Source organism: Kitasatospora sp. NPDC029367 (assembly GCF_055569135.1).
In genome coordinates this window covers 26,829-52,587 of sequence record NZ_JBVHYH010000025.1, presented here as the reverse complement: position 1 = coordinate 52,587, position 25,759 = coordinate 26,829, and the positions used below count along the sequence as shown (strand labels likewise).

Sequence of the window (25,759 nt, the reverse complement as noted above, 5' to 3'; positions counted from 1 at the left end):
CAACCCCCGCGGGGGGGCGGGGGAGGAATGGGGCCCCGGGGGGGAGGCCGGCCGGCCCCCCCCCCCCCGCGCTGCGGAGGAGCGGTCAGAGGAGCTGGAAGGTCCACTCCTGCTTCCAGCCGCCCTCACAGGTCCACACCCCGAGCTGCTTGAAGTCGGAGTCGTGGGTGAGGCAGTCGTCGTCGCCGATCTGGATCCGGTACTTGCCGTCGCCGAGGCTCTTGAACTGCCACTTCTGGTTTGAGGTGTCGCCCCAGGCCTGCTGCTCGGCGACGTAGGTCGCCGGGTTCTCGGTGAGGTTGAACCCGAGGTCGTTGACGATCCGGTAGCGGTCCCCGCCCAGCGGCTTGATCGTCCAGCGGGACCCCTTGGCCCCCAGGATCCCGCCGACGATCGGCGAACCCCAGCTCGCGGTCTCGTTGGGCGCGGTCGCGCCCAGCCCGTTGGCGAGCTTGAGGAACAGCGGCCGCTCGGTCGGGACGCCGGCACCGCCCCCGCCACCACCGCCGCCGGTCGTCGGGGGCTTGGTCGGCGTGGTCGGGTCGGTCGGCGTGATCACGCCGCCGGAGTAGCCCTCCAGCACCCACTCCTGCTGCCAGCCCGACTTGCACGTCCACACCCCGAGCTGCTTGAAGTCGGCGTCGTGGGCGAGGCAGTCGTCCCCGGAGATCCGGATCCGGTACTTGCCGTTGCCGACCGGGACGAGCTGCCACTTCTGCTGGGAGGAGTCGCTCCACGGCTGGAGCTCGGCCAGGTAGCCGCCGCTCTCGGTGAGTTCCAGCCCGTAGGAGCTGGTGATCCGGTAGCGGCCGCCACCCACCGGGGTGAGCTTCCACTTGGATTCGCTGCCACCCCGGATCCCGGCGACGACCGACGCGCCGGCGGAACCGCTGACCGGCACGGCGCCCAGCCCGTTGTCGAGCTTGAGGGTCACGTCGGCGCCGTTCGCGGGTGTGGTCGGGGTGGTGGTCGGCGGGGTGCCGCCCCAGGCCCAGTTCTGGTTGGGCGCGTCCCGCTTGTCCTCGGCGCCGCAGCCCCAGGCCACCACCGGGCTGCCGTTGCCGGTCCGGCCGCTGTAGTCGTCGATGCAGACGTCCTTGGAGCGGTCCTCCTGGTCCACCAGGTGCCGGAACCCGCCGCTGGCCGACATGTTCCAGCGCTGCCCGGGGTTGTCCAGGCAGTCCCAGACCTGGAGCTTGTTGCCGTTCGCGGTGTTCTTGCCCGGCAGGTCGAGGCACTTGCCGTTGGCCGCCTGGAGCCGGTAGCCGTTGTAGGTCCACTTCTGCGCGTCGCCGCCGTTGCACTCCCACAGCTGCACGGGGGTGCCGTTCGCGGTGCCGTTGCCGCTGACGTCCAGGCAGGCGTGGTAGCCGGGGCGACTGGAGTCGGGGGTCAGGCTGCCGGTCCTGGTGCCGTAGCCGGACCGCCCGGGGAAGTGGATGCTGCGCACGTCGCCGTCGCACTTGTAGGGCCGCGCGGTGCCCGACCGGCAGGTCCACGACTCCTTCTTGACGCTGTCGCCGTCGTTGCCGACGAACGCCCAGTTCATGAAGCCGCCGTCGGTCCGGTTCCGGAACGTCGAGTCCCCCTGGAAGACCCAGATGCGGAACACATCGTAGCCGGAGGGATCCTTCTTGTCCTTGTCCAGGAAATGATTGAGCTTGTACGTGGTGTCGAGCAGCACCCCGCGCATGTCGGCCTTGTACTCGCCCTTGAACCATTCGGTGTCGTACAGGTCGGTGCCCACCGTCTTGTACACCAGGACGTTGAACCCCGGGAACTTCTGGCTCAACTTGCTCGCGGTGCTCTGGGTGAACTCCGCGTTGTCCAGCTTGTTGTTGTTGGCCGCGGCACGCATGCCCCTGATCATGTCGAAGGCCGAATTGATCAGCGCAGTCATGCAGTTGCCGCCGCCCACGGCGGCCGGGGTTCCGCAGGTGGTGTCCACGGGGGGCGCCGCCGACGCCGTCGGGGCCTGTACGGACAGGCCCCCGAAAACGGCGACCGCGGCGAGCCCGCAAGCCAGGGCGCGTTTCAGGCGGGACAGGGATTCCACGTCAAATCCATCCTTCTTCTCGGTAAAGCTGGATGGTAGGGCCGGAAATCCCGCCGCAGTGCGGCCGTTGACGACATCCATACGTCCCGGGCGAAAAGGACCGGCACATTTTTACGCGCCGCCCGGAAATGCCGGACGGTTATCACGAATCGATATCTTCCGAGCCGGGCCCGCCGTCCCCCCTCGCGGCCGCCCCCTCGCGGCCGTCCCGCCCGCGACCCGCACCCCCGGCCGCCCTGGCCGTCACAGCCCCGCGCCACGCACCCGCACGCGTCCACCGAGCAGTGATCAGGAGCGGCGACCACCGACAGGATCGTGAATATTCACAGGCCGAAGCGTGAACCTATGCAAAATCCAAAGGTGAAGTAGGTTACAAACCTTGCAATCCAAGACGCCCGGTTTGCCCACATGCTGAGACTCGTGCGATAGTCGAGACATCGAGAACTTCGGCGGGCCCGACCTGGCACTGCCGACGCCCATCGCGCGACACGCACCCCCTTGGCCGCGCGATGACTTGCAGGGGCCCCCACCGCCGACCACGGCGAACCTGGGGGCCCTGCGCGTATCCGCGGCCGGAACGGACCGGCGGCCTCAGCCCCGCTCGCGGACCCTCAGCTCGAACCACACGCCCTTGCCCCGCGGCAGCAGGTCGGCCCCCCAGCGGTCGGCGAGGTCGTCGACGATCTTCAACCCGCGGCCGCGCTCGTTCACCGGCCGGGGCTCGGCGAGGATCATGCAGGGCAGCGCGCGGGAGGAGTCCCGGACCTCGATCCGCAGCCACCCGGGCTTGCGGCTGACGTACAGTCCGATGGTGCGCCCGGCGGCGTGCCGGACGGCGTTGGAGACCAGCTCGCTGGTCAGCAGTTCGCCCGCCTCCAGGTGCTGGTGGAGCTCCCAGGACTCCAGGACGTTCAGGACCAGCCGACGGGCCACCGGGCCCGACTCCGGCCGGGACGGCAGCCGCGCCTCGTTGGGCGCGGACTGGTCGCACAGTCTGCCGGTGTACATCTCCTGCAGCTCCTCGGAGCTGAGCCGCTCCAGCGCCGAGAGCGCACCCTGGACGTCGATCCACGACGCCTGTGCGACCACGCCGGCCGCGGGAACCGATGACTGATCTGTTTCGCCCCAACCCGCCATGCGGTCCATCATTGCGGAACGCAAGCGGCCGCGTACGGACAATGAGCAAACGATCTCCCCCGAGTCGGCATATGCCTCCAGCAACCCGACCCCGGAAAAGCGTCGACCCGGGCCGACCGAAGTCAAGCCCGGGTTGACGACGAACCCCGCCTACCAGGCGGTTACCACTTGCTCCACGGCAGGTTCCAGCCGCTCAGCCCGTTCGCCGGGTCGAGCGGCTCCTTCTTGATGGAGTTCTTCACGGTGACGACGTCCCCGACCAGCGTGCCCGCGTAGAACTTGCCCATCGAGGTGCCCTCCCCGCCGCCCTTGACGTCGCGCAGGCCCACGCAGCCGTGGCTGACGTTGTCCTCGCCGAAGGCGGAGCCGCTCCAGTAGTTGCCGTGCACGTACGTCCCGCTGGTGGTCAGCCGGATCGAGTGCGGCACCTGGAGGTCGTACGGGGCGCCGGTCATGCCGGGCAGGGTGCTGGACTGCATCCGCACCGTGTCCTCCTTGGCCATGACCACCATCGTGCCGTTCCAGGTGGGGTGTTGGTCCGAACCGGAGGTGATGTCGATGTCGCTGGACTGCCCGTCCCGGACCACCGTCATCCGGTGCGCGGCGGCGTCAACCGTCGAGATCTGGGATCGCCCGATCGTGAAGGGCTCGTCCCGGTCCGCGCCGTACACCCCGGGGGCGATCTCCACGCTCTTGAGGCGGTAGTGCACCGTCACCTTGGTGCCCGGCTTCCAGTACTCCTCCGGGCGGAAGTCCAGCCGGCGGTCGTCGAACCAGTGGCCCTTGACCACGGTGCCGTTGTCGGTCTCGAAGGAGATGCCCTTCAGCACGGCGTCCTTGTTGGTGACGTCCTTGCTGAAGTCCACCGAGACGATCATGCCGACGCCGTACGTCGCGTTGTCGTCCACGTTGTCCACGGCCTTGGCGAGCGCCGCCGGGGTCAGCGTGGTGAAGCTGCTGTCCGCCTCGGCGACCGCGCCGTTGGCGTCCGCCGCCATCGCGCTGACCTGGTAGGCGGTGCCCACCGCGAGGCCGGTGGACGGGGTCCAGCTGGCGCCGTCGGCGGCGATCGTGCCGGGGACCTCCTTGCCCGCCTTGTCGCTCACCTTGACGGTGGTCAGCTTGCCGCCCGTCGCGCCGATCTTGAGCGCGCCCGGCGCCACGTCCACCGCGCCGTTCTTCGGCTCTATGCTCACCGCGGCCGTGGACACCTTCGGCACCGAGCTGCTGGGCGCCGCGGCGGACGCCGAGGCCCCGGCACCGGCCCCCAGGTCGGCCTTGGCGGCGCCGCTCCCGCTGCCGCCCCCGTTGCCGCCGCCACAGGCCGCGGTCAACGCCATCGCCCCGCCGACCAGTCCGACGGCCACCACTCTGCGTATCGACCTCATCGCCGATTCCCTCCCTTGCTCCCCGCGGTCACGACGGACCCGCCCCATAGATGTGTCGAGCCACCGGAAAGGTTGCGCCATTCGAGGGTCTTTCCGCCCCGAAAACCGAGCGGCCCGACCCCAACGGGTGAGGTCCGGGCCGCTCGACGACAAAACCTGCGGGCCTACCAGTTGGCCCAGGACACGTTCCAGCCGCCCAGCCCGTTGGAGGGCGAGACGGTCTTCTCCTTGGTGTTCACGATCTTCACCACGTCGCCGACCATCGAGTCGTTGTAGAACTTGCCCGCGACCGAGGAGTCGCTGCCGCCCTTCACGTCCTGCATCGAGATGCAGCCGTGGCTGCCGTTGGACTTGCCGAACGGGTTGGACCAGTAGTTGCCGTGCAGGAAGGTGCCGGAGGTGGTCAGCCTCATCGCGTGCGGCACGTCCTGGATGTCGTACTCGCCGCCCAGACCGACGGTCTGCGAGTTCATCCGGGTGACCGGCTCCTTGTCCATGATCACCATGGTCCCGCCCCAGGACGGCGTCGCGTCCGCGCCCAGGGTGACCGGCAGGACGGTGCTCTTGCCGTCCCGCTCGACGGTCATCTTGTGGGTCTTGGCGTCCGCGGTGGAGACCATCGACCGGCCGATGGTGAACGGCTCGTCCTTGTCCACGTCGCCGTAGACGCCCGGCGCGATCTCGACGCTCTTCAACCGGTACTTGATGGTCACCTTGGTGCCCGGCTTCCAGTACTCCTCCGGGCGGAAGTCCACCCGGCGGCTGTCGAACCAGTGACCCTTGACCACGGTGCCGTTGTCGGTCTCGAAGGAGATGCCCTTGAGAACGGCGTCCTTGTTCTTGACGTCCTTGGTGAAGTTCACCGAGACGATCATGCCGACGCCGTAGGTGCCGCCGTCGGCGATGTTGTCGTTGGCCGAGGCCTTCTTCTCCGGCGTCAGCGTGGTGAACGAGGTGGTCGACGCGGCCACCAGTCCGGCGTCGTCCTTCGCCTGCGCGTTCACCTTGTACGTCATGCCGACGGCGAGCGCCGCCGCGGGCTTCCAGCCGGCGCCGTCCGGGGTGATCGCGCCCTCGACCGGCTTGCCGTTCTTGTCGGTCACCTCGACCGCGGTCAACTTGCCGCTGGCGACGGAGACCTGGAGCCCGTTCGGCGCGACGTCCTGGGCACCGTCCTTCGCCGACACCGAGAGCACGGCCGCCGAGGTCTTCGGCGTGGCCGCGTTGCCGCCGCCGGGGGCGGTCGTCCCGCCGGCGTCCGCCGGGGCGGTCGCCGCCGCGTCCGCCGAGGTGCCGCCCTTGTCGTCGTTGCACGCCGCGGTGAGCAGCAGCACACTGCCCATGACCAGTGCCATCGCGCCCCTGCGCCGGTATCGCCCACCGGTGCGTATCGCAGCGCCGGCCGTGTTCCCCGTCTTCACGGAATCTCCCCTCCAGGTACTCACTCACTTGACGCGACGGGCGACCGGAAGAGTTGCACCGGGTCCCGATCTTTCGCGTCGGGGCCGACGCGCCGGAGCAGGATAACCGGGGGGTCTGAGGGGATCCCGGGGAGGTGGCCTACCGCAGCGCGCTGCCCGCCACCCACTGGTCCCACGGCAGGTTCCAGCCGTTCAGCCCGTTCGACGGCGGCACGACGTCCCCCGCCGAGGCCCGCACCTCGACCACGTCCCCGGGGAGGGTGTGCTCGAACAGCCACCCCGCCGGAGTGTCCTTGCCGGCGCCCCCCTTGGCGTCCGCCAGCCCGATGCAGCCGTGGCTGGTGTTCGCGGTGCCGAACACCCCGGGGTCCGTCCAGTAGTTGCCGTGCAGGAAGGTGCCGGAGGCGGTCAGCCGCATCGCGTGCGGGACGTCCTTGATGTCGTACTCGTCGCCCATTCCGACGGTCTGCGAGTTCATCCGGGTCAGCTTGTACTTCTCCGACACCACCATCACCCCCCGGTAGGTGGAGTGCTCGGGGCTGCCCCCGGAGACCTTGAGCACCCGCACCACCTTGCCGCCCGGCCCGGACCGGACCGTCAGGGTGTGCGCGTCCAGGTCCACCGTGGACACCTGCGCCCGGCCCACCGTGAAGTGCAGGTCCCGGTTCTGGCTCCCGAGCTCCCCCGGCGCCCCCTGTACGTCCTTGAGCCGCAGCGCCACCGTCACCCTGGTGCCGGCCGCCCAGTACTGCCGCGGACGGACGTCCAGGCGCTGGTTGCCGAACCAGTGCGCCGCCACCGGCACCGGCGGGTCCGCGGTGACCTGTACGGCCCGCTCCACCGCCGCCCGGTCGGCGATCGGCCGGCTGAACCGCAGCGAGACCGGCATCCCCACCCCGACCGTGGACCCGTCCTCCGGCGTGAAGAACGCCACGAAGGTGTGCGCCCGGGCCGCCGTGGAGAACTCCGAGTGCAGGGCCGCCCGCTGCCCCTGGTCGTCCTCCGCGACCGAGTCCAGGGTGAACGCCGTCCCCAGCGGCAACGCCCCCTCCGGCGCCCAACCGGCACCGTCCGCACCGATCACCCCCGGCAGCTCGACCCCCTTCGCATCGGCCAGCCGCACCGACACCAGCCGCCCCTGCGTCACACTCACCCGCACCGGCCCCTCCGACGGCACATCCTGCGCCCCGTCCGCCGGCACCACCGCCAACACCGCCCGCGACACCGCCGGAGGCGGCGTACGCGCCCCACCCCCCACCGCGTCCCCCGCCGACCCCCCACCCGACCCACCACACCCACTGACCACAGCCAGACAGCACACCACCGCCGCCACCCAGCGCCGCATCCCGGGGCCTCCCACTACTCGGATCCGACACCTGGAACACCGGACTCCGGGAACAACGACCCCCAACCACCCCAGGACACGCGCCCCCCCAACCCGCAGCACCCACCCCCACCCGAACCCACCCACCCCCACCAACCCGCACTCACCCACCCACCCCAACCCCCCACCCACCTCCCCACCCACCCCAGGCGAGAGGGACGCGCTGCGGGAGGGGGCGGTGGAGGGGGTGGGTGCGGAAGGGGGCGTGACGGGTGATTTTCAGACCGCCAACGGCGCCCAGCACCCCACCCACAGAGTCGGCGGTCCGAAAATCACCCAGCCCCCGGAGCGCCCACCCCCGGAACCGCCCCCGGACCCACCCACCCTCCCGAAAGCCCCCCAAACCCCCCAGCCCCGCGCAGCGGCCTGCTTTCCAGTCCCACATTCCGGGAAAGAGAAGGTGAACGGGGCCCGGGACCCCCCGTTCAGGGAGGGCACGACCATGACCTCAGGTCAGGATCTGGAAACCGAGGAAACCGAGGAGACCGAGCAGGCCGCAGTACGGCCCGGCAGCTGGCAGCCCCTGGGCGCCCGCTTCCGGCCGGACCGGGGCGGCCCCGGCACCAACTTCGCCCTCTGGGCGGCCGGCGCCGAGGCCGTCGACCTGTGCCTGTTCGACGAGGACGGCCGGGAGCACCGCCACCGCCTCACCGAGCAGGACCTCCAGGTCTGGCACGCCTTCGTCCCCGGCGTCCGCCCCGGCACCCGCTACGGCTTCCGGGTACACGGCCGCTGGGACCCGTGGACGGGCGCCCGCTGGAACCCCGCGAAGCTGCTGCTCGACCCGTACGCCCGCGCCGTCGACGGCTGCTACACCTCCCACGACGCCGCGTGCTCCGCCGTCCGCAACTGGCCGGAGGCCGACGTCGCCGACACCGTCCGGGACAACCGCGACTCCGCCCCGTACGTGCCCAGATCCGTGGTCGTCCACGACGACGACGACTGGTACGACGACCACCGCCCGAAGACCCCCTGGGCCGAGACGGTCCTCTACGAGCTCCACGTCCGTGGCTTCACCATGCGCCACCCCGACGTCCCCCCGCACCTGCGCGGCACCTACGCCGGCCTGGCCCACCCGGCCGCCCTCGCCCACCTCACCCGCCTCGGAGTGACGGCCGTCGAGCTGCTGCCGGTGCACCAGTACGTCAGCGAGGACCACCTCCAGGCCCGCGGCCTGGTCAACTACTGGGGCTACAACACGGTCGGCTACTTCGCCCCGCACGCCGGCTACTCCGCCTCGGGCTCCCGCGGCGGCCAGGTCGGCGAGTTCAAGCGGATGGTCCGCGCCCTGCACGCCGCCGGGATCGAGGTGATCCTGGACGTGGTGTTCAACCACACCGCCGAGGGCGCCGAGCTGGGCCCCGCACTCTCCCTGCGCGGCATCGACAACGCCGCGTACTACCGGCTGGCCCCGCACCGCCCGCGCGGCTACGCCGACTACACCGGCTGCGGCAACACCCTGGACACCCGCCGCCCGCAGGTGATCCGGCTGATCACCGACTCCTTGCGCTACTGGGTCTCCGAGATGGGCGTGGACGGCTTCCGCTTCGACCTCGCGGCCGCCCTGGCCCGGACGAGCGACGGCGTCGACATGGAGCACCCCTTCCTCGCCGCGATCGCCCAGGACCCCCTGCTGAGCCGGGTGAAGCTGATCGCCGAGCCGTGGGACGTCGGCCCGGGCGGCTACCAGGTCGGCGGCTTCCCCCCGCTGTGGGCCGAGTGGAACGACCGCTACCGCGACACCGTACGGGACTTCTGGCGCGGCGCCCGCCCGGACGTGCGCGAGCTCGGCTACCGGCTGGCCGGCTCCTCGGACCTCTACCAGCGCGGCGGCCGCCGCCCGTACGCCTCCGTCAACTACGTGACGGCGCACGACGGTTTCACCCTGCGCGACCTGGTCTCCTACGACCGCAAGCACAACGAGGCCAACGGCGAGGCCAACCGGGACGGCACGGACGACAACCGCTCCTGGAACCACGGCACCGAGGGCGAGACCACCGACCCGGAGGTGAACGCCCTACGACTGCGCCAACTGCGCAACCTGATGGCCACGTTGCTGCTCTCCACGGGCGTCCCGATGATCACCGCCGGGGACGAGCTGGGCCGCACCCAGGGCGGCAACAACAACGCCTACTGCCAGGACGGCGAGGTCAGTTGGCTGGACTGGTCGCTGCTGGAACAGCCCGGCTGGCGGGGGCTGTGCGAACTGACCGCCCGGCTGGTCCGGCTGCGCCGGGCCCATCCGGTGCTGCGCCGAAGGGCGTTCTTCTCCGGCCGGGCCGCCACCCCCGGCGGGCAGCCGGACCTCGCCTGGTTCACCCCGCTGGGCAAGGAGATGACCGAGGCGGACTGGTTCGGCCCCACGGCCTGCCTCGGCATGCTGCTGTCCGGCGCCGCGCTGCCCGAACAGGACGACACCGGGCTCCCGTTGGCCGACGACAGCTTCCTGCTGCTGCTCAACGCCGGCCCCGAACCGGTGGTGTTCACGCTGCCCGGCGAGCCCTGGGCGGAGCCGGAGGCCGCCTACGAGACGGTGCTGGACACGGCCGCCGCAGGCACCGGCGAGGCCCGGCCGCGGGGCGCGACGGTATTGGGCGGGCGCTCGCTGCAACTGCTGCGCGCACCCGCCCGCGACGCCTAGGTCCCACGCCCGACCCCGACCCCGGCCCAACCCGGCCCCGCGCCCGGACCCCGCGCCCGGCCTCAGCCCCGGACTCAGCCCCGGACTCAGCTCCGGGCGTGCCCGATCTCGACGTTCTCCAGGACGCCGATCGCGTCCGGCACCAGCACCGCCGCCGAGTAGTAGGTGCTGACCAGGTAGGAGGCGATCGCCTTCTCGTCGATGCCCATGAAGCGGACGTTCAGGCCCGGTTCGACCTCGTCCGGGATGCCGACCTGGGTGAGGCCGACCACGCCCTGGTTGTCCTCGCCGACGCGCAGCGCGATGAAGGAGGTGGTCTGGCCGCCCAGCACCGGGATCTTGTCGCAGGTGAGGATCGGCACCCCGCGCCAGACCGGCCGCTGCTTGCCGAGGACGTCGACGGTGCCGGGGTTGATGCCGCGCTTGTTGCACTCCCGCTCGAAGGCGGCGATCGCCCTCCGGTGGGCGAACAGGTAGTCGGTGTCGCGGCGCATGGCGAGCAGCTCGTCCAGGTCGTCCGGGGTGGGCGCGCCCGAGTGAGTCTGGATCCGCTGGTCGAAGTCGGCGTTGTGGAGCAGGCCGAACTCCGGGTTGTTGATCATCTCGTGTTCCTGCCGCTCGCGCAGCGCCTCGATGGTCAGCCGCAGCTGTTCCTCGGTCTGGTTCATCGGCTTGCTGTAGAGGTCGGCGACACGGGTGTGCACCTTGAGCACGGTCTGCGCGACGCTCAGCTCGTACTCGCGCGGCTCCAGCTCGTAGTCCACGAAGGCGCCGGGCAGCTCGTACTCGCCCTGGTGGCCGGCCGAGAGGTCGATCGCCGCCTCGCCGTGCTTGTTCTGCGCCTGGGCGGCGTCGGCGGCGAATCCCAGCAGCTGCTCGCGCAGCGGCGCGGAGCGGTCGACCAGCTCCTGCAGCCCGGCCGCGTTCAGCGCCATGGCGACACCGGCGGTGGCGGCCCGCACGGTGTACGGCCAGCTGCCGCCGGGCTCGGTGATCACCTCGTCGCCGACGTGGTCGCCGTCCGCGAGGGTGCCGAGCACGGTCTCCTCGCCGTACTTGCCGGTGCCGATCCGGTCGACCTTGCCGTGGGCGATCAGGAACACCTCCTCGATCGGCGTCCCCTCCCGCACCAGGACGTCGCCCGGTGCGAAGTCCCGCTGCACGAAGCGGCGGGCCAGCTCGGCCAGCACCTCCTGGTCCTCGAACCCGCGCAGCGCCGGCACCTCGGCCAGCGAGGGCGCGATCACCGTCACCGTGGAACCGGCCTTGGCGAAGCCCACCCGGCCGCGCCCGGAGGCGTAGCTGAGGCGACGGTTGACCCGGTACGTACCCGCGCTGACCTGCACCCACGGCAGTACCTTGAGCAGCAGCCGGGAGGTGATCTCCTGCATCTGCGGCTTCGACTTGGTGGTCGTCGCCAGGTTGCGGGCGGCAGTGGTGCTGAGACTGAGCTGGGCCCTGACCTGCACAGTTGTCGTTCCGGGGCCGGGGGTGGGCTCGGTGTCGACCGTCATGTCCACACACTCCTGTCACTCGCTTACCAATGAGCATCCGTCAGGAGATGTAATCGGCCGTTCGGCAGGCGCTCGCAAGAGGCGCACGGCGCACTCCTCCCTGCACGAACGGCTCTGCACGCCCCGCCCCGCGCCCTCGCCTCACCCGTTCGGGTGGCCGGGTTCTCGGCGGCCGCCGTCGACAGGGGCGAAAAACCGGATGAGAAATGACGGGCAATCCGCCTACCCTCACCGCGATGGCCGAGAACCGACAGGACTCCGAGCTCACGACCGCGCGACGCCGCTCCACGGTCCGCTCACTGCTGCGCCTGTGGCCCTACGCCCGGGCCGTCCGCGGCCGGCTCCTGGTCTCGGTGTCGGCCGCCACCCTCGCCATGCTGAGCACCCTGGCCGTCCCGGTGGTACTCGGCCGGATCGTCGACGGCCCGCTCGCCGCGCACGACCTCGACGCCCTGTGGCCGCCGGTCGGCCTGCTGCTGCTCCTCGGCTTGGTCGAGGCCGCCCTGTTCTACACCCGCCGGGTGGTGCTGTCCCGCCCGCTGGGCCGGCTGGAGGCGGCCATGCGCGCCGACCTCTACGCCCGGCTCCAGCGGCTGCCGGTCTCCTTCCACGACCGCTGGGGCTCCGGCCAGATGCTCTCCCGGGCCACCACCGACATGAACGCCATGCGGATCTTCCTGGCCTTCCCGCTGGTGTTCCTGGTCGTCAACTCGGTGACCCTCCTGGCCGGCGCGGTGCTGATGTTCGCCCAGGACTGGCGGCTCGCCCTGATCCTCCTGCTGCCCGCCGCGCCGCTGCTGGTGCTCACCCGGCGCTTCGTGTCCGAGTTCTCGGTCACCGCCCGGCTCGCCCAGGACCAGAACGGCGACCTCGCCACCGTGGTCGAGGAGTCGGTGCTCGGCATCCGCGTCCTCAAGTCCTTCGGCCGGCACCGCTCGATGGCCGAGCACTTCCGCGCCCAGTCCCACCGGTTGCGCCGCACCGAACTGAGCAAGGCGCACCAGCTCGCCAAGCTGTGGGCGGTCATCGTCGGCCTGCCGGAGATCGCCCTGGGCTGCGCCCTGGCCGTCGGCGCCTACCTGGTCGCCCACGACGAGCTGAGCGCCGGCACCCTGGTCGCCTTCCTCTCCACCGCGCTCGCGCTGCGCTGGCCGGTCGAGTCGATCGGCTGGCTGCTCGCCTACGCCAACGAGGCCGCCACCGCCACCGACCGGTTCTTCGAGGTCATCGACGAGCCCGAGCCCGCCGACCCGGCCGCCACGACCACCACGACCACCGCAGCCGCCACGACCGCCGCGACCGCCGCCTCCGGGGCCCCGGGCACCCCGGACGGCATCCGCTTCACCGGCGTCCGCTTCCGCTACCCCGACGCCCCCGACGACACCCCCGACCTGCTGGCCGGCATCGACCTGCACGTCCGCAGCGGCGAGACGATGGCCCTGGTCGGCGCCACCGGCAGCGGCAAGACCACGCTCACCGCCCTGCTCCCCCGGTTGTACGAGGCCACCGGCGGCCGGATCACCCTGGACGGCCGGGACATCGCCGAGCTGCCCCGGCAGGAGCTGCGCGAACTCGTCGCGGTCGCCTTCGAGGAGCCCACCCTGTTCTCCGCCACCGTCCGGGAGAACGTCCTGATGGGCGCCCCCGGCGCGGACGACCGACAGCTGGCCGCCGCCCTGGCCACCGCCCAGGCCGGCTTCGTCGAGAGGCTCCCGGACGGCGTGGAGACCGAGGTCGGCGAGCAGGGCCTGAGCCTGTCCGGCGGCCAGCGCCAGCGCCTCGCGCTGGCCCGCGCCGTGGTCGGCGACCCGCCCTTCCTGGTGCTGGACGACCCGCTCTCCGCGCTCGACGTGCACACCGAGGCCCTGGTCGAACGGGCGCTGCGCGAGGTGCTCGGCTCCACCACCGCCCTGGTGGTCGCCCACCGCCCCAGCACGGTGCTGCTCGCCGACCGGGTCGCGGTGCTCGCGGACGGCCGGATCGAGGCCGTCGGCACCCACCAGGAGCTGCTCCGGGACTGCCCCCACTACCGCGAACTGATGTCGGGCGAGGCCGCCCCGGCACCCGAGCGCCCCTTCGTCCTCGAGGAGGGCTCCGCCCGATGACCACCACCGTCGACCCCAGCGGGCCCGCCGCGGCCGAGCCGGCCGACCAGGCCGACCCGGCCGAGGAGGAGCTGCCCGCGCCCCCGGCGGACGAGGAGGACATCCCCGTCCCGCCCGGCGCGCCCCGGGCGCTGCTGCGCTCGCTGCTCGGCCCGCACCGGGCCCGGATCGCCGTTGCCATGGTGGTGATCCTGGTCCAGCAGGCCGCCCTGCAGTCCGGCCCGCTGCTGGTCGCGGTGGCGATGGACCGCGGCATCCCGGCGCTGCGCGAGCACGACTCCGGCCCGCTGGTCGCGGTGGTGGCCGGCTACCTCTGCTGCGCCCTGCTCAGCCCGCTGCTGCAGTGGGTGTTCATCAAGATCAGCGCCCGGGTGAACCAGGACGTCCTGCTGGACCTGCGCGGCCGGATCTTCCGGCACGCCCAGCGGCTCAGCCTGGACTTCCACGAGCGCTACACCTCGGGCCGGATCATCTCCCGGGCCACCAGCGACATCGACGCGCTGCGCGAACTGCTCTCCGAGGGCCTCCAGGAGCTGCTGACGGTCTTCCTGTCGGTCTGCTACATCTCGGTGCTGCTGGTGGTGCTGGACTGGCGGCTGGGCCTGGCCTCGCTGACGGCCTTCCTGCCGCTGGCCCTGATCGCCCACTCCTTCCGCACCCGCTCGCGCCGGGTCTACCGCCGCTCGCGGACGGCCGCCGCCTCGATGATCGTGCGCTTCACCGAGACCATGAACGGCATCCGCCCGGTGCAGGCCTTCCGCCGCGAGAAGGCCAACGACGCCGCCTTCGGGGTGGTCAACCGGCAGGCCTCGGCGGCCAACGCGGAGGGCTTCCTGGAGCTCGCCCGGTACGTCGGCCTCTCCCGCGCCACCGCCAACGTCTGGTTCACCGGCAGCGTGCTGATGGGCGCCTACCTGGTCGCCGACGACGCCCTGGAACTGGGCGTGCTGACCGCCTTCGCGCTCTACCTCCGCCGCCTGTTCGACCCGCTCGACCAGCTGGCGATGTTCCTGAACAGCTACCAGTCCGCCGCCGCGGCGCTGGAGAAGATCGCCGGCCTGCTCGCCCACGAGCCGACCGTCGTCGAGCCGGCCGAGCCGAGGAAACTGCCGAGCGGGCGAGTCACAGTCAAGGGCCGCGAGGTCTCCTTCGAGCGGACGCGCTTCGCGTACCGCACCGGCAAGGAGGTGCTGCCGCCCTTCGACCTGCTGATCCCGGCCGGGCAGACGGTCGCGGTGGTCGGTGCGACCGGCGCCGGCAAGTCGACGGTCGCCAAGCTGCTGGCCCGCTTCTACGACCCGACGGACGGCCGGATCCGGCTGGACGGCGTGGACCTGCGCGACCTCGCCACCCCGGAGCTGCGGCGCGGGGTGGTGATGGTGACCCAGGAGTCCTTCCTGTTCTCCGGCACCGTCGCCGAGAACATCGCGATCGGCCGCCCCGACGCCACCCGCGCCGAGGTCGAGCAGGCCGCCCGGGAGATCGGCGCGTACGGGTTCATCGCCTCGCTCCCGGACGGCTTCGACACCGACGTGCGCAAGCGCGGCGGCCGGATCTCCGCCGGGCAGCGCCAGTTGGTCGCCTTCGCCCGCGCCCTGCTGGCCGACCCGGCCGTACTGATCCTGGACGAGGCGACCAGTTCCCTGGACGTACCGGGCGAGCAGGCGGTGCAGCGGGCGATGCGCACGGTGCTGGCCGGCCGCACGGCGGTGATCATCGCGCACCGGCTCTCCACGGTGGAGATCGCCGACCGGGTGCTGGTGATGGACCAGGGGCGGATCGTCGAGGACGGCACACCGCGGCAGCTGATCGAGGGGGCGGGCCGTTTCGCCACCCTGCATCGTGCCTGGCGGGACAGCCTGGTGTAAGAAAGGCCCTGGCCGCAGGGCCCACAGTTGTGCCCGTCCGGGTGCGCCGTCACGCACCCGGGCGGGCCGCTCCGTGTCCGGGCCGGCGTCAGTTCACGGTCACCACGTAGTCGGTGTGCCAGTCGGGCGACGGGCAGTCCTCCACCGCGGCCACCACGTCCAGCGTGCCGCCCGGCAGCACCTGCCCGGCGACGGTCGAGGGGTCGATCACCACGGCCGGGTCGATGTAGACCGCGTCGTGGTAGCGCGGCCCGGTCGGGTAGTGGCAGCTCAGCGTGCGCGGCCCGGTGGCGGTGCAGCCGTACGGGGGCGTGCCGGTCAGCGTGGTGTGCTCGGGCACGGTGATCGCCAGGTCGATCGGGTGCCGCGAGTACGAGGGGCCCGCGTTGTACACCCACAGCGGCAGGTTGATGGTCGCCCCGGGCGCGCCGGTGAGGTCGCCCGGCTGCGGGACGGGGTGCCCGGCCTGCCAGGCGGAGGAGGCGCCGACCATGAAGTGGGCCTTGGTGTCGGCGGTGGTGAGGCTGTACGCGGTGGTGTGGCCGGACTGGTCCGGGTCACCCGGGTAGTAGGCCTGGACGTCGCCGCTGATGGTGATGAACGGGTCGGTGACCGGCGCGACGTACAGCGCCAGCCGCTCGACCGAGGCCGCCCCCGGCGCCAGCCCGGCCGGGACCTTGTAGGAGCTGCCGGTGCCGAAGTAGGTCAGGGTGACGGCCGGGTCGGCCGACTGCACCACGCCCGGCGCGGGGAAGTGCACCACCACCAGGGTGTCGTCGGTGGTGGCGGCCGGGCCCCGGTTGGTGACCTTCACCTCCAGGGTCCCGGTCTCGCCCGGGACCACCGGGTGCTGCGGCGGGCAGACCTCCAGGGACAGCTGCGCGGTCGCCGGTGGCGCCGCGAGGGGGGCGGTGGCGGCCTGGGCCGGCCCCGCCACGAGGAGCACGGAGAGCGCGGCCAGGGCGGTCGCGCGCAAGGTTCGCATCATGACCATCACGCTCCCCCCGCCCGCCACGCAGGGCAAGCGGGCGGCTGCCGTCCGTAGCAACGGGGACGGCAGCCACCCGCCGGGGGCCTCAGCGCAGCAGCCCGGCGTCCATCCCGGTCGACTCGGCCGGGAGGGCGACCAGCCCCAGTTCGGCCGGCGAGGCCAGCCGGGGGTGCGCGGGCAGCACCCGCACGGTGTAGCCGAACGGGCCGGTGCGGCCGAGCTCCAGTGAGCCCTCGTAGCGGGTGCGGCCGTCCAGGTCGGGCCCGCCGACCGGCTTGAGGGCGAGCACCTCGGCGTCCGAGATGCCGTCCGTCTCGTCGACCCGGCCGGAGACCACCTGCACCTCGACGTCGCCCGGCTCCAGCGCGCCGAGCGCGACCTGCACCCGCAGCGCCAGCGAGCTGCCCAGCTCCTGGGCCTCGGCCGGGCAGTCCGCCTCGACGTGCTCGACCCGCACGCCCGGCCAGCCCTCCCGGACCTTGGCCTTCCAGCCGGCCAGTTCCCTCGCGCAGGCGTGGTCCCGGACCGCCAGCTCGCGCTGGGCCAGCGCCGCCGGGGTGTACAGCCGCTCGACGTACTCGCGGACCATCCGCCCGGCCAGCACCTTGGGGCCGAGGGTGACCAGGGTGTGCCGGACCATGGCGATCCAGCGGTGCGGCAGCCCGTCCGAGCCCCGGTCGTAGAACCGGCCGGCGACCTGCTCCTCGATCAGGTCGTACAGCGCGGCGGCCTCGATGTCGTCCCGCCGCTCGGCCTCGCTGCTCTCCGGGTCGAGCACCCCGGCGTCCTCGTCGGCGGTGGGGATCGCCCAGCCGTTCTGGCCGTCGTACCACTCGTCCCACCAGCCGTCCAGGACGGACAGGTTGAGGCAGCCGTTGAGGGCGGCCTTCATCCCGGAGGTGCCGCAGGCCTCCAGCGGGCGCAGCGGGTTGTTCAGCCAGACGTCGCAGCCCGGGTAGAGGTGCTGGGCCATCGCCATGTCGTAGTCCGGCAGGAAGACGATCCGGTGGCGCACCGTCGGGTCGTCGGCGAAGGCGACCATCTGCTGGATCAGCCGCTTGCCCCCGTCGTCGGCCGGGTGGGCCTTGCCGGCGACCACGATCTGCACCGGCCGGGTGGGGTGCAGCAGCAGGGCGCGCAGCCGGGCCGGGTCGCGCAGCATCAGGGTGAGCCGCTTGTACGAGGGCACCCGGCGGGCGAAGCCGATGGTGAGCACGTCGGGGTCGAGCACCGAGGAGACCCAGCCGAGTTCGGCCTCGCCGGCCCCGCGCTGGCGCCAGGAGGCGCGCAGCCGACGGCGGGCCTCCTCCACCAGCTGGGCGCGCAGGCTGCGGCGCAGGTCCCAGATCTCGGTGTTGCCGATCCGCTCCAGGCCGGTCCAGCGCTGGGTGTCGCCGGTGGTCATCGCCTCCTCGGCGCGTTCGGCGCCGATCTCGGCGGCGCCCAGGCGGACCACGGCCGGGTCGATCCAGGTGGCGGCGTGCACCCCGTTGGTGACCGAGGTGATCGGTACCTCGGCGGAGTCGAAGCCGGGCCAGAGGCCGTTGAACATCGAGCGGCTGACCTCGCCGTGCAGGGTGGAGACCCCGTTGGCGCGCTGGGCGAGCCGCAGGCCCATGGCGGCCATGTTGAAGAGCTTCGGGTCCCCGCCGGCCCAGGTCTCGGCGCCGAGGGCGAGCACCGGCTCGACCGGGACGCCGGGCAGCGCGGCGTCGCCGTCGAAGTGACGGGCGACCAGCTCGCGGTCGAAGCGGTCGATGCCGGCCGGAACGGGCGTGTGGGTGGTGAACAGGGTGCCGGCCCGGACGGACTCCAGGGCGGCGGCGAAGTCCAGTCCGGCCCCGGTGGCGACCAGTTCGCGGATCCGCTCGACGCCGAGGAAGCCGGCGTGGCCCTCGTTGGTGTGGAAGACCTCGGGGGCGGGGTGCCCGGTGAGCCGGCAGTAGGCGCGCACGGCCCGGACCCCGCCGATGCCGAGCAGCATCTCCTGGAGCAGCCGGTGTTCGCTGCCGCCGCCGTAGAGCCGGTCGGTGACGTCCCGCTCGGCGGGCGAGTTGGCCTCGATGTCGGAGTCGAGCAGCAGCAGCGGGACCCGCCCGACCTGGGCCTTCCAGATGTGCGCGGCCAGGGTGCGGCCGCCGGGCAGGGCGAGGTCGACCCGGCAGGGGGTGCCGTCGGCCTCCCGGAACAGGCTGACGGCCAGTTCGTCCGGGTCCAGCAGGGGGTAGCGCTCCTGCTGCCAGCCGCTCCGGTCGAGGGACTGCCGGAAGTAGCCGTGCCGGTAGAACAGCCCGACGCCGATGATCGGGACGCCGAGGTCGCTGGCGGCCTTGAGGTGGTCGCCGGCCAGGATGCCGAGACCGCCGGAGTACTGGGGCAGCGCGGCGGCGATGCCGTACTCGGGTGAGAAGTAGGCGATGGCGGTGGGCGGCGGGGTGGCTGCGCCGTCCTGTTGGGCCTGGTACCAGCGCGGGCCGGTGAGGTACTCGCGCAGGTCGTCGGCGAGGTCGCCGAGTCTGCGCAGGAAGCGCCGGTCGGCGGCGAGCGCGGCCAGCCGGGCGGCCGGGACCTCCCCGAGCAGCCGCACCGGGTCCTCGCCGGTCGCGGCCCAGACCTCCGGGTCCACGGACCGGAAGAGGTCCCTGGTCTCGGGGTGCCAGGACCAGCGCAGGTTGAGGGCCAGCTCGTGCAGCGGCTGGAGTTGTTCGGGCAGGACGGTGCGGACGGTGAATCTGCGGATTGCCTTCACAGCGGTGAAGCGTAGCCGCGACGCTCGGTCCGACTACGGGTCAAGTGGACTATTGGGCATCCGTTCGGCCTATTGATGAGATCGCATTCGGCGCACTGGTCTGCACGGGGGGCGCGCGAGGCGCACATTTCCGGGCGTCGCGCTACCAATGCGTGAACTCTGCGGAACAGATCCATTTCCGGCCGCTCCCCGGCCCCGGACAAAACCCGAAACTACTGTCGTACCGCTGCGAAAACCGCGTCGCCGATGCGAGGATGGCCGAAGGTCGTTGATGCCTCGGGGACAACGACGACGGGTGGCGTCCCCCGTGGAACAGCACGTCCGAATCCTTTTCGCGTTGATCGTTCCCCTTCTCCCTTAGCCCGTTCGGCGCTCACCGCGCACCGGCGCGTGTCCTCGCGCACGGTCGGCTCGTTCACGGGTCGACCGGCCCGCCCGGGGGCGTGCCCGCGGAGGCGTGCGCCGGAACGCGCACCGGTTCCGGGGCGCCCCGCCACCGGTTCGGCGGGCGCCGGGCAGGTTGCCGGGGACAGCGGCGCGGGCAGGCTCCGGTCGCACGTCCACCCCACCCAGCAGTCCTCCCGGTACTCCCCCCGGCCCACCCCCGGCCCGCGGGAGCTGCCGCTGATCTCGGGCAGGAGTTTGGCATGCACGGTGACACGCGGGACCAGTCCACACCGGTGGCCGACAGCGTCGACGCAGCGGTCGCGGAATCCGCCGGGCGGATGGATTCTGACACTCGGACAGACCCGGCGATGCCGTCGCCCCGGGTGTCCGGGGCGGTCCGTACCGAATCCTCCGCAGCACAGGCTCCCGCGGCAAAGCCCTCCGCACCGGCCCCACACCCCGGGGCCGAGGAGGGCCCGGCGGCGGCACCGCGCAGGCGCGCCACCACCACGCGCCGCAGCACCGCCGCCGCGGGGGCCGACTCCGCGGCCGCCTCGCCGGAGCCCTCGGGAGCCGCCGCGAAGACGCCCGCGCGCACGGCCCCCGCCCGCAAGACCGCCGCCCGCAAGACCGCCACCAAGCCCTCCGCCCGCAAGACGACAGAGAGCGACACCGTGATCGGCCGCATCCCCGTCCTGGACGTCAGCCCCCAGATCGACGCCGGTCGCCGCCCGGCCAAGGCCGTCGTCGGCGAGACCTTCCTGGTCACCGCGACCGTCTTCCGCGAGGGCCACGACGCCGTCAACGCCAACGTGGTGCTGCGCGACCCGCGCGGCCGCAGCGGCCCGTGGACGCCGATGCGCGAGCTCGCCGAGGGCACCGACCGCTGGGGGGCGCACGTCACCCCGACCGCGCCCGGCCGCTGGTCGTACCTGGTGGAGGCGTGGAGCGACCCGGTCGCCACCTGGCGCAGGACCGCCGCCGTGAAGCTGCCGGCCGGGATCGACACCGCGCTGGTCCTGGAGGAGGGCGCCCGGCTGCTGGAGCAGGCCGCCGCCGGGGTGCCGAAGAAGGAGGGCCGGGCGCACGTGCTGGCCGCCGTGGACGCGCTGCGCGACCCGGGGCTGCCGCCGCTGTCCCGGCTGGCCGCCGCGCTCGCCCCCGAGGTGCTGGAGCTGCTGGCCCGCTACCCGCTGCGGGAGCTGCTCAGCGCCTCCCGTCCGCTGCCACTCCAGGTGGACCGCGAGCGCGCGCTGTTCGGCTCCTGGTACGAGTTCTTCCCGCGCTCGGAGGGCGCGGTGGTGGACCCGAACGGGGTGGAGCCGCCGCGGTCGGGCACCCTGCGCACCGCGGCCGAGCGGCTGCCGGCGATCGCCGCGATGGACTTCGACGTGGTCTACCTGCCGCCCGTCCACCCGATCGGACGAGCCTTCCGCAAGGGCCCGGACAACACCCTGACGGCCGGTCCGCACGACGTCGGCTCGCCGTGGGCGATCGGCTCGCCGGAGGGCGGCCACGACGCCGTCCACCCGGACCTCGGCACCATCGAGGACTTCGACCACTTCGTCGCCGAGGCCAGGGCGCTGCACCTGGAGGTGGCGCTGGACTTCGCCCTCCAGTGCTCCCCGGACCACCCGTGGGTGAACAAGCATCCGGAATGGTTCAGCCATCGCGCCGACGGCACCATCGCGTACGCCGAGAACCCGCCGAAGAAGTACCAGGACATCTACCCGGTCAACTTCGATCAGGACATGGACGGAATCGTCAAGGAAACCGTCCGGATCCTCCGGTTCTGGATGTCGCACGGCGTCCGGATCTTCCGGGTCGACAACCCCCACACCAAACCGGTGATGTTCTGGGACAAGGTGCTCGGCGACATCGCCCGCACCGACCCGGACGTGGTGTTCCTGGCGGAGGCGTTCACCCGCCCCGCGATGATGCACACCCTGGCGAAGATCGGTTTCCACCAGTCGTACACGTACTTCACCTGGCGCAACACCAAGCGCGAACTCACCGAGTACCTCACCGAACTCACCGGCGACGCGGCCGCCTACATGCGCCCCAACTTCTTCGCCAACACCCCGGACATCCTGCACGCCTACCTCCAGCACGGCGGCCGCGCCGCCTTCGCGATCCGCGCCGTGCTCGCCGCCACCCTCTCCCCCAGCTACGGCGTCTACGCCGGCTACGAGCTGTTCGAGAACGAGCCGGCCCACCCCGGCTCCGAGGAGTACCTGCACTCGGAGAAGTACGAGCTGCGCCCCCGCGACTGGAACCGCACCGACACCCTCGCCCCGCTGCTCACCGTGCTGAACCGGCTGCGCCGGCGCCACCCCGCCCTGCAGCAGCTGCGCGACCTGCGCTTCCACCCGACCGACAACGAGCAGGTGCTCGCCTACTCCAAGACCGCGACCACCCCCGACGGCCTGACCGACCGGGTCATCACGGTGGTCAACCTCGACCCGCACCACGTCCAGGAGGCCACCGTCACGCTCGACGGCGACGGGCCCCACGCGGTGCACGACGAGCTCACCGGCGCCGCCTACACCTGGGGCCGGCACAACTACGTCCGGCTCGATCCCTCAGCCGAGCCGGCTCACCTCCTCACGGTTCGGAGGAACCCAGCGTGACAGTGAACGAGCCCGTCCCCGACACCTTCCCGGAGACCTCGAAGAAGAACCTGGACCCGGAATGGTTCAAACGTGCGGTCTTCTACGAGGTGCTGGTGCGGTCCTTCCAGGACAGCAACGGCGACGGGGTCGGGGACCTCAAGGGGCTCACGGCCAAGCTCGACTACCTGCAGTGGCTCGGCGTCGACTGCCTCTGGCTCCCGCCGTTCTTCGCCTCGCCGCTGCGCGACGGCGGGTACGACGTCGCCGACTACAAGTCGGTGCTGCCGGAGTTCGGCGACCTCGCCGACTTCATGGAGTTCACCGACGCCGCGCACGCCCGCGGCATGCGCGTGATCATCGACTTCGTGATGAACCACACCAGCGACCAGCACCCGTGGTTCCAGGCCTCCCGGGCGGACCCCGACGGGCCGTACGGCGACTTCTACATGTGGGCCGACGACGACAAGCAGTACCCGGACGCCCGGATCATCTTCGTCGACACCGAGACCTCCAACTGGACCTACGACCCGGTGCGCAAGCAGTACTACTGGCACCGGTTCTTCTCCCACCAGCCGGACCTCAACTACGACAACCCCCGCGTCCAGGACGAGATGATCGCCGGGCTGCGGTTCTGGCTCGACCTCGGCATCGACGGCTTCCGGCTGGACGCGGTGCCGTACCTGTTCGCCCGCGAGGGCACCAACTGCGAGAACCTGCCGGAGACCCACGAGTTCCTCCGGCGGGTCCGCAAGGAGATCGACGCCGACTACCCGGACACCGTGCTGCTCGCCGAGGCCAACCAGTGGCCGGAGGACGTGGTCGACTACTTCGGCGACTTCACGGCCGGCGGCGACGAGTGCCACATGGCGTTCCACTTCCCGGTGATGCCGCGGATCTTCATGGCCGTGCGCCGGGAGTCCCGGTACCCGGTGTCGGAGATCCTGGCCAAGACCCCGGCGATCCCGGGCGGCTGCCAGTGGGGCATCTTCCTGCGCAACCACGACGAGCTGACCCTGGAGATGGTCACCGACGAGGAGCGCGACTACATGTACGCGGAGTACGCCAAGGACCCGCGGATGCGCGCCAACGTGGGCATCCGGCGCCGGCTCGCCCCGCTGCTGGAGAACGACCGCAACCAGATCGAGCTGTTCACCGCCCTGCTGCTCTCCCTGCCCGGCTCGCCGGTGCTCTACTACGGGGACGAGATCGGCATGGGCGACAACATCTGGCTGGGCGACCGGGACGGCGTGCGCACGCCGATGCAGTGGACCCCGGACCGCAACGCGGGTTTCTCCTCCGCCGACCCGGGCAGGCTCAGTCTGCCGCCCATCATGGACCCGGTGTACGGCTACCAGGTGACCAACGTCGAAGCGCAGCAGAGCAGTTCGAGTTCGCTGCTGCACTGGACGCGTCGCATGATCGAGATCCGCAAGCTCAACCCGGCGTTCGGCCTGGGCACCTACACCGAACTGCCGTCCAGCAACCCCGCCGTGCTGGCCTTCGTGCGCGAGTACGAGGGGGACCTGGTCATGTGCGTGAACAACTTCTCGCGGTTCGCGCAACCGACCGAGCTGGACCTTCGGCAGTACGGCGGGCGGTACCCGGTCGAGCTGATCGGCGGAGTGCGCTTCCCGTCGATCGGCGAGTGGCCCTACCTGCTCACGCTGGCCGGGCACGGCTTCTACTGGTTCCAACTCCGGCAGCCCCCGCGCACGAGCGGAACCGGGCGGTCGAAGTAACGATCCGCCGAGCCCTGCCACCAGCGGCCCGCACGGCACCACCAGACCCTCCGGGGGCGCGAGTTGACCCCCGCGCCCCCGGAGTTCTCTGCACCACCGCGTACGGAGAACAGCCCAACGGCCACCCACACGAAGGCGTGACACCCGAGCCGTGCTCGCGTGCCGCGACCGCCGCGCCGCCGAAATCCGGAAGACTGACGGACCCCGGCCACGACCCGTCGGGCCGTCCGCGTGCTTCCGGGGAAAGGGAGTCATGTCCGAAACCTCCCGTTCGCAAGCCCATGTGCAGCACGACGCCCCGGCCGGCTCCGCCGCGCACCCGGGCGCGCGGGGCACCGGGGTCCGGAGAACGGCCCTGGGCGTCAGCGAGCTCGTCCAGGCGGCCCTGCCGCTGATCGCCGACTGGCTCCCCACCCAGCGCTGGTACGCCGGGAAGGGACGCCCCATCACCGGACTCGTGCCGGTGGTCGGCACCCCGCTGCAGGTCGGCGACCCGGCCCTGCTGCACCTGCTGCTGCGGGTCGAACACGCCACCACGGCCGGCCTCCCGCACGGCGACACCTACCAACTGCTGCTCGGCGTCCGCTCCCAGGGGCCCGCCGGCATCGAACCCGGCGCCGTGCTCGGCCGGCTCACCCAGGGCCCGTACGACGGCGCCGCCCTCTACGACGCCGTGCACGACCCCGAACTCACCGGACGCCTGCTGGAACACCTGGCCACCGGCGACCGGTTCGGCTCGCTGTCCTTCCGCCGCACCCCCGGCTCCGGACTGCCCGCCAACCTCCCCGGCCGCGCCTCCACCGCCGAACAGTCCAACAGCTCGGTCATCTACGGCACCTCGTACATCCTCAAACTGTTCCGGCGCATCCACCCCGGCACCAACCCCGACCTGGAGCTCTCCCTCGCCCTCTCCCGGGCCGGCTCCACCCGCATCCCCCGGGTCGCCGCCTGGTTCGAGAGCCGGATGGAACGCGCCGAACCCGCCACCCTCGGACTGCTCCAGCGCTACCTGCCGGACGCCGAGGACGGCTGGGAACTCGCCCTCGACCAGGTCGGCCGGCTCAAGGGCGACCGCTCCCCCGGCAACTTCGCCATCGAGGCGCACCGGCTCGGCCGGGCCACCGCCGAGGTGCACCGGGTGCTCGCCCGCTCCATGCCCGTCGCCCGGCTCGACCGCACCCAGACCGGCCGGCTCGCCACCGCGATGGCCGACCGGCTGGACAGCGCCGTCGCCGCCGTCCCCGGCCTGCTGCGCTTCCGCGCCGCCCTGCGCGCCGCCTTCCAGCAGCTCGCCGACGCCCACCCGGACGGCCTGCCGGTCCAGCGCATCCACGGCGACCTCCACCTCGGCCAGGCCATGCGCACCCCGCACGGCTGGGTGCTGCTGGACTTCGAGGGCGAGCCCGCCAAATCCGTCAGCGAGCGCCGCGAACCCCAGCCCGCCCTGCGCGACGTCGCCGCGATGCTGCGCTCCTTCGACTACGCGGCCGCCCACCTGCTGGCCGGCGGCCCGGTCGACCCCGAGCTGGCCCACCTCGCCGCCGCCTGGGCCCAGCGCAACCGCACCGCCTTCTGCGCCGGCTACACCGCCGGGGGCGGCGCCGACCCGGCCGCCTCGCCGGAGCTGATGCGGGCGCTGGAGATCGACAAGGCGGTGTACGAGGTGGTGTACGAGGCCCGGCACCGGCCCAGCTGGCTGCCGATCCCGCTCGCCGCGATCAACCGGCTCGCCCTGTCCGTCTGACCCGCGCTCCCGCCCCGCCCGCC

Annotated in this window: 14 protein-coding genes; 6 read left to right on the top strand and 8 right to left on the bottom strand. The window is 72.1% G+C overall.

Features of this window, described 5'->3' with window-relative positions:
• Positions 1-85 precede the first annotated feature (85 nt).
• From ACZ4W5_RS16395 to ACZ4W5_RS16375, 5 genes are all read right to left on the bottom strand, one after another.
• Entirely contained in the window at positions 86-1,858 is a 1,773-nt protein-coding gene (locus ACZ4W5_RS16395) for an RICIN domain-containing protein (RefSeq protein ID WP_465655098.1), read from the bottom strand.
• 789 nt (positions 1,859-2,647) lie between these two features.
• A complete protein-coding gene (locus tag ACZ4W5_RS16390; RefSeq protein ID WP_360232907.1) occupies positions 2,648-3,145 on the bottom strand; it encodes an ATP-binding protein in 498 nt (165 codons plus the stop codon).
• Positions 3,146-3,354: 209 nt separating this feature from the next.
• The gene (locus ACZ4W5_RS16385) at positions 3,355-4,581 is read right to left on the bottom strand and encodes a L,D-transpeptidase (RefSeq protein WP_465655096.1); all 1,227 of its coding nucleotides are present in this window, start codon (positions 4,579-4,581) and stop codon (positions 3,355-3,357) included.
• Between the two features lie 164 nt (positions 4,582-4,745).
• A complete protein-coding gene (locus ACZ4W5_RS16380; protein WP_465655094.1) occupies positions 4,746-5,936 on the bottom strand; it encodes a L,D-transpeptidase in 1,191 nt (396 codons plus the stop codon).
• A 205-nt stretch (positions 5,937-6,141) separates the two neighbouring features.
• On the bottom strand, positions 6,142-7,347 hold the full coding sequence (locus tag ACZ4W5_RS16375; RefSeq protein WP_465655092.1) for a L,D-transpeptidase: 1,206 nt from the start codon (positions 7,345-7,347) through the stop codon (positions 6,142-6,144).
• A 481-nt stretch (positions 7,348-7,828) separates the two neighbouring features.
• Here ACZ4W5_RS16375 and glgX point away from each other — a divergent pair, with 481 nt between their 5' ends.
• Positions 7,829-10,027, top strand: a complete 2,199-nt coding sequence (gene glgX, locus ACZ4W5_RS16370; protein ID WP_465655090.1) for a glycogen debranching protein GlgX — start codon at positions 7,829-7,831, stop codon at positions 10,025-10,027.
• 86 nt (positions 10,028-10,113) lie between these two features.
• On the opposite strand, the gene ACZ4W5_RS16365 is transcribed toward glgX, so the two are convergent.
• Entirely contained in the window at positions 10,114-11,541 is a 1,428-nt protein-coding gene (locus tag ACZ4W5_RS16365) for a family 2B encapsulin nanocompartment shell protein (RefSeq protein ID WP_465655089.1), read from the bottom strand.
• 236 nt (positions 11,542-11,777) lie between these two features.
• Between ACZ4W5_RS16365 and ACZ4W5_RS16360 the strand changes: the two genes are divergently transcribed.
• The gene (locus tag ACZ4W5_RS16360; protein ID WP_465655088.1) at positions 11,778-13,646 is read left to right on the top strand and encodes an ABC transporter ATP-binding protein; all 1,869 of its coding nucleotides are present in this window, start codon (positions 11,778-11,780) and stop codon (positions 13,644-13,646) included.
• A complete protein-coding gene (locus tag ACZ4W5_RS16355) occupies positions 13,643-15,514 on the top strand; it encodes an ABC transporter ATP-binding protein (protein WP_465655086.1) in 1,872 nt (623 codons plus the stop codon). Before ACZ4W5_RS16360 ends, ACZ4W5_RS16355 begins: the two co-directional genes overlap by 4 nt.
• Before the next feature lie 88 nt (positions 15,515-15,602).
• Here the strand turns inward: ACZ4W5_RS16355 and ACZ4W5_RS16350 are convergent, their stop codons facing one another.
• Entirely contained in the window at positions 15,603-16,502 is a 900-nt protein-coding gene (locus tag ACZ4W5_RS16350; protein ID WP_465655085.1) for a hypothetical protein, read from the bottom strand.
• Positions 16,503-16,590: 88 nt separating this feature from the next.
• Positions 16,591-19,254 (bottom strand): alpha-glucan family phosphorylase, encoded by a 2,664-nt coding sequence (glgP, locus tag ACZ4W5_RS16345; RefSeq protein ID WP_465655083.1) that lies wholly within the window; start codon positions 19,252-19,254, stop codon positions 16,591-16,593.
• Between the two features lie 1,061 nt (positions 19,255-20,315).
• On the opposite strand from glgP, the gene ACZ4W5_RS16340 reads away from it, so the two are divergent.
• From ACZ4W5_RS16340 to ACZ4W5_RS16330, 3 genes are all read left to right on the top strand, one after another.
• Entirely contained in the window at positions 20,316-22,271 is a 1,956-nt protein-coding gene (locus tag ACZ4W5_RS16340; protein ID WP_465655133.1) for an alpha-1,4-glucan--maltose-1-phosphate maltosyltransferase, read from the top strand.
• Positions 22,268-23,992: a maltose alpha-D-glucosyltransferase gene (gene treS, locus ACZ4W5_RS16335; RefSeq protein ID WP_360243698.1), complete on the top strand. Its 1,725-nt coding sequence runs from the start codon at positions 22,268-22,270 to the stop codon at positions 23,990-23,992. The genes ACZ4W5_RS16340 and treS overlap by 4 nt, the downstream gene beginning before the upstream one ends.
• Positions 23,993-24,245: 253 nt before the next feature.
• Positions 24,246-25,736 carry a maltokinase N-terminal cap-like domain-containing protein gene (locus tag ACZ4W5_RS16330; protein ID WP_360243701.1) on the top strand — a complete coding sequence of 497 codons (1,491 nt, stop codon included), beginning with the start codon at positions 24,246-24,248 and terminating at the stop codon, positions 25,734-25,736.
• Positions 25,737-25,759: the final 23 nt, after the last annotated feature.

Bases quoted from the DNA above. Each gene is read 5' to 3' on its own strand.
- ACZ4W5_RS16385 (WP_465655096.1), bottom strand. From the start codon at position 4,581: ATGAGGTCGATACGCAGAGTGGTGGCCGTCGGACTGGTCGGCGGGGCG.
- ACZ4W5_RS16375 (WP_465655092.1), bottom strand. From the start codon at position 7,347: ATGCGGCGCTGGGTGGCGGCGGTGGTGTGCTGTCTGGCTGTGGTCAGT.
- ACZ4W5_RS16365 (WP_465655089.1), bottom strand. From the start codon at position 11,541: ATGACGGTCGACACCGAGCCCACCCCCGGCCCCGGAACGACAACTGTG.
- ACZ4W5_RS16350 (WP_465655085.1), bottom strand. From the start codon at position 16,502: ATGATGCGAACCTTGCGCGCGACCGCCCTGGCCGCGCTCTCCGTGCTC.
- ACZ4W5_RS16360 (WP_465655088.1), top strand. From the start codon at position 11,778: ATGGCCGAGAACCGACAGGACTCCGAGCTCACGACCGCGCGACGCCGC.
- ACZ4W5_RS16330 (WP_360243701.1), top strand. From the start codon at position 24,246: ATGTCCGAAACCTCCCGTTCGCAAGCCCATGTGCAGCACGACGCCCCG.
- ACZ4W5_RS16380 (WP_465655094.1), bottom strand. From the start codon at position 5,936: ATGGCACTGGTCATGGGCAGTGTGCTGCTGCTCACCGCGGCGTGCAAC.
- ACZ4W5_RS16395 (WP_465655098.1), bottom strand. From the start codon at position 1,858: ATGCGTGCCGCGGCCAACAACAACAAGCTGGACAACGCGGAGTTCACC.
- glgX (WP_465655090.1), top strand. From the start codon at position 7,829: ATGACCTCAGGTCAGGATCTGGAAACCGAGGAAACCGAGGAGACCGAG.
- ACZ4W5_RS16355 (WP_465655086.1), top strand. From the start codon at position 13,643: ATGACCACCACCGTCGACCCCAGCGGGCCCGCCGCGGCCGAGCCGGCC.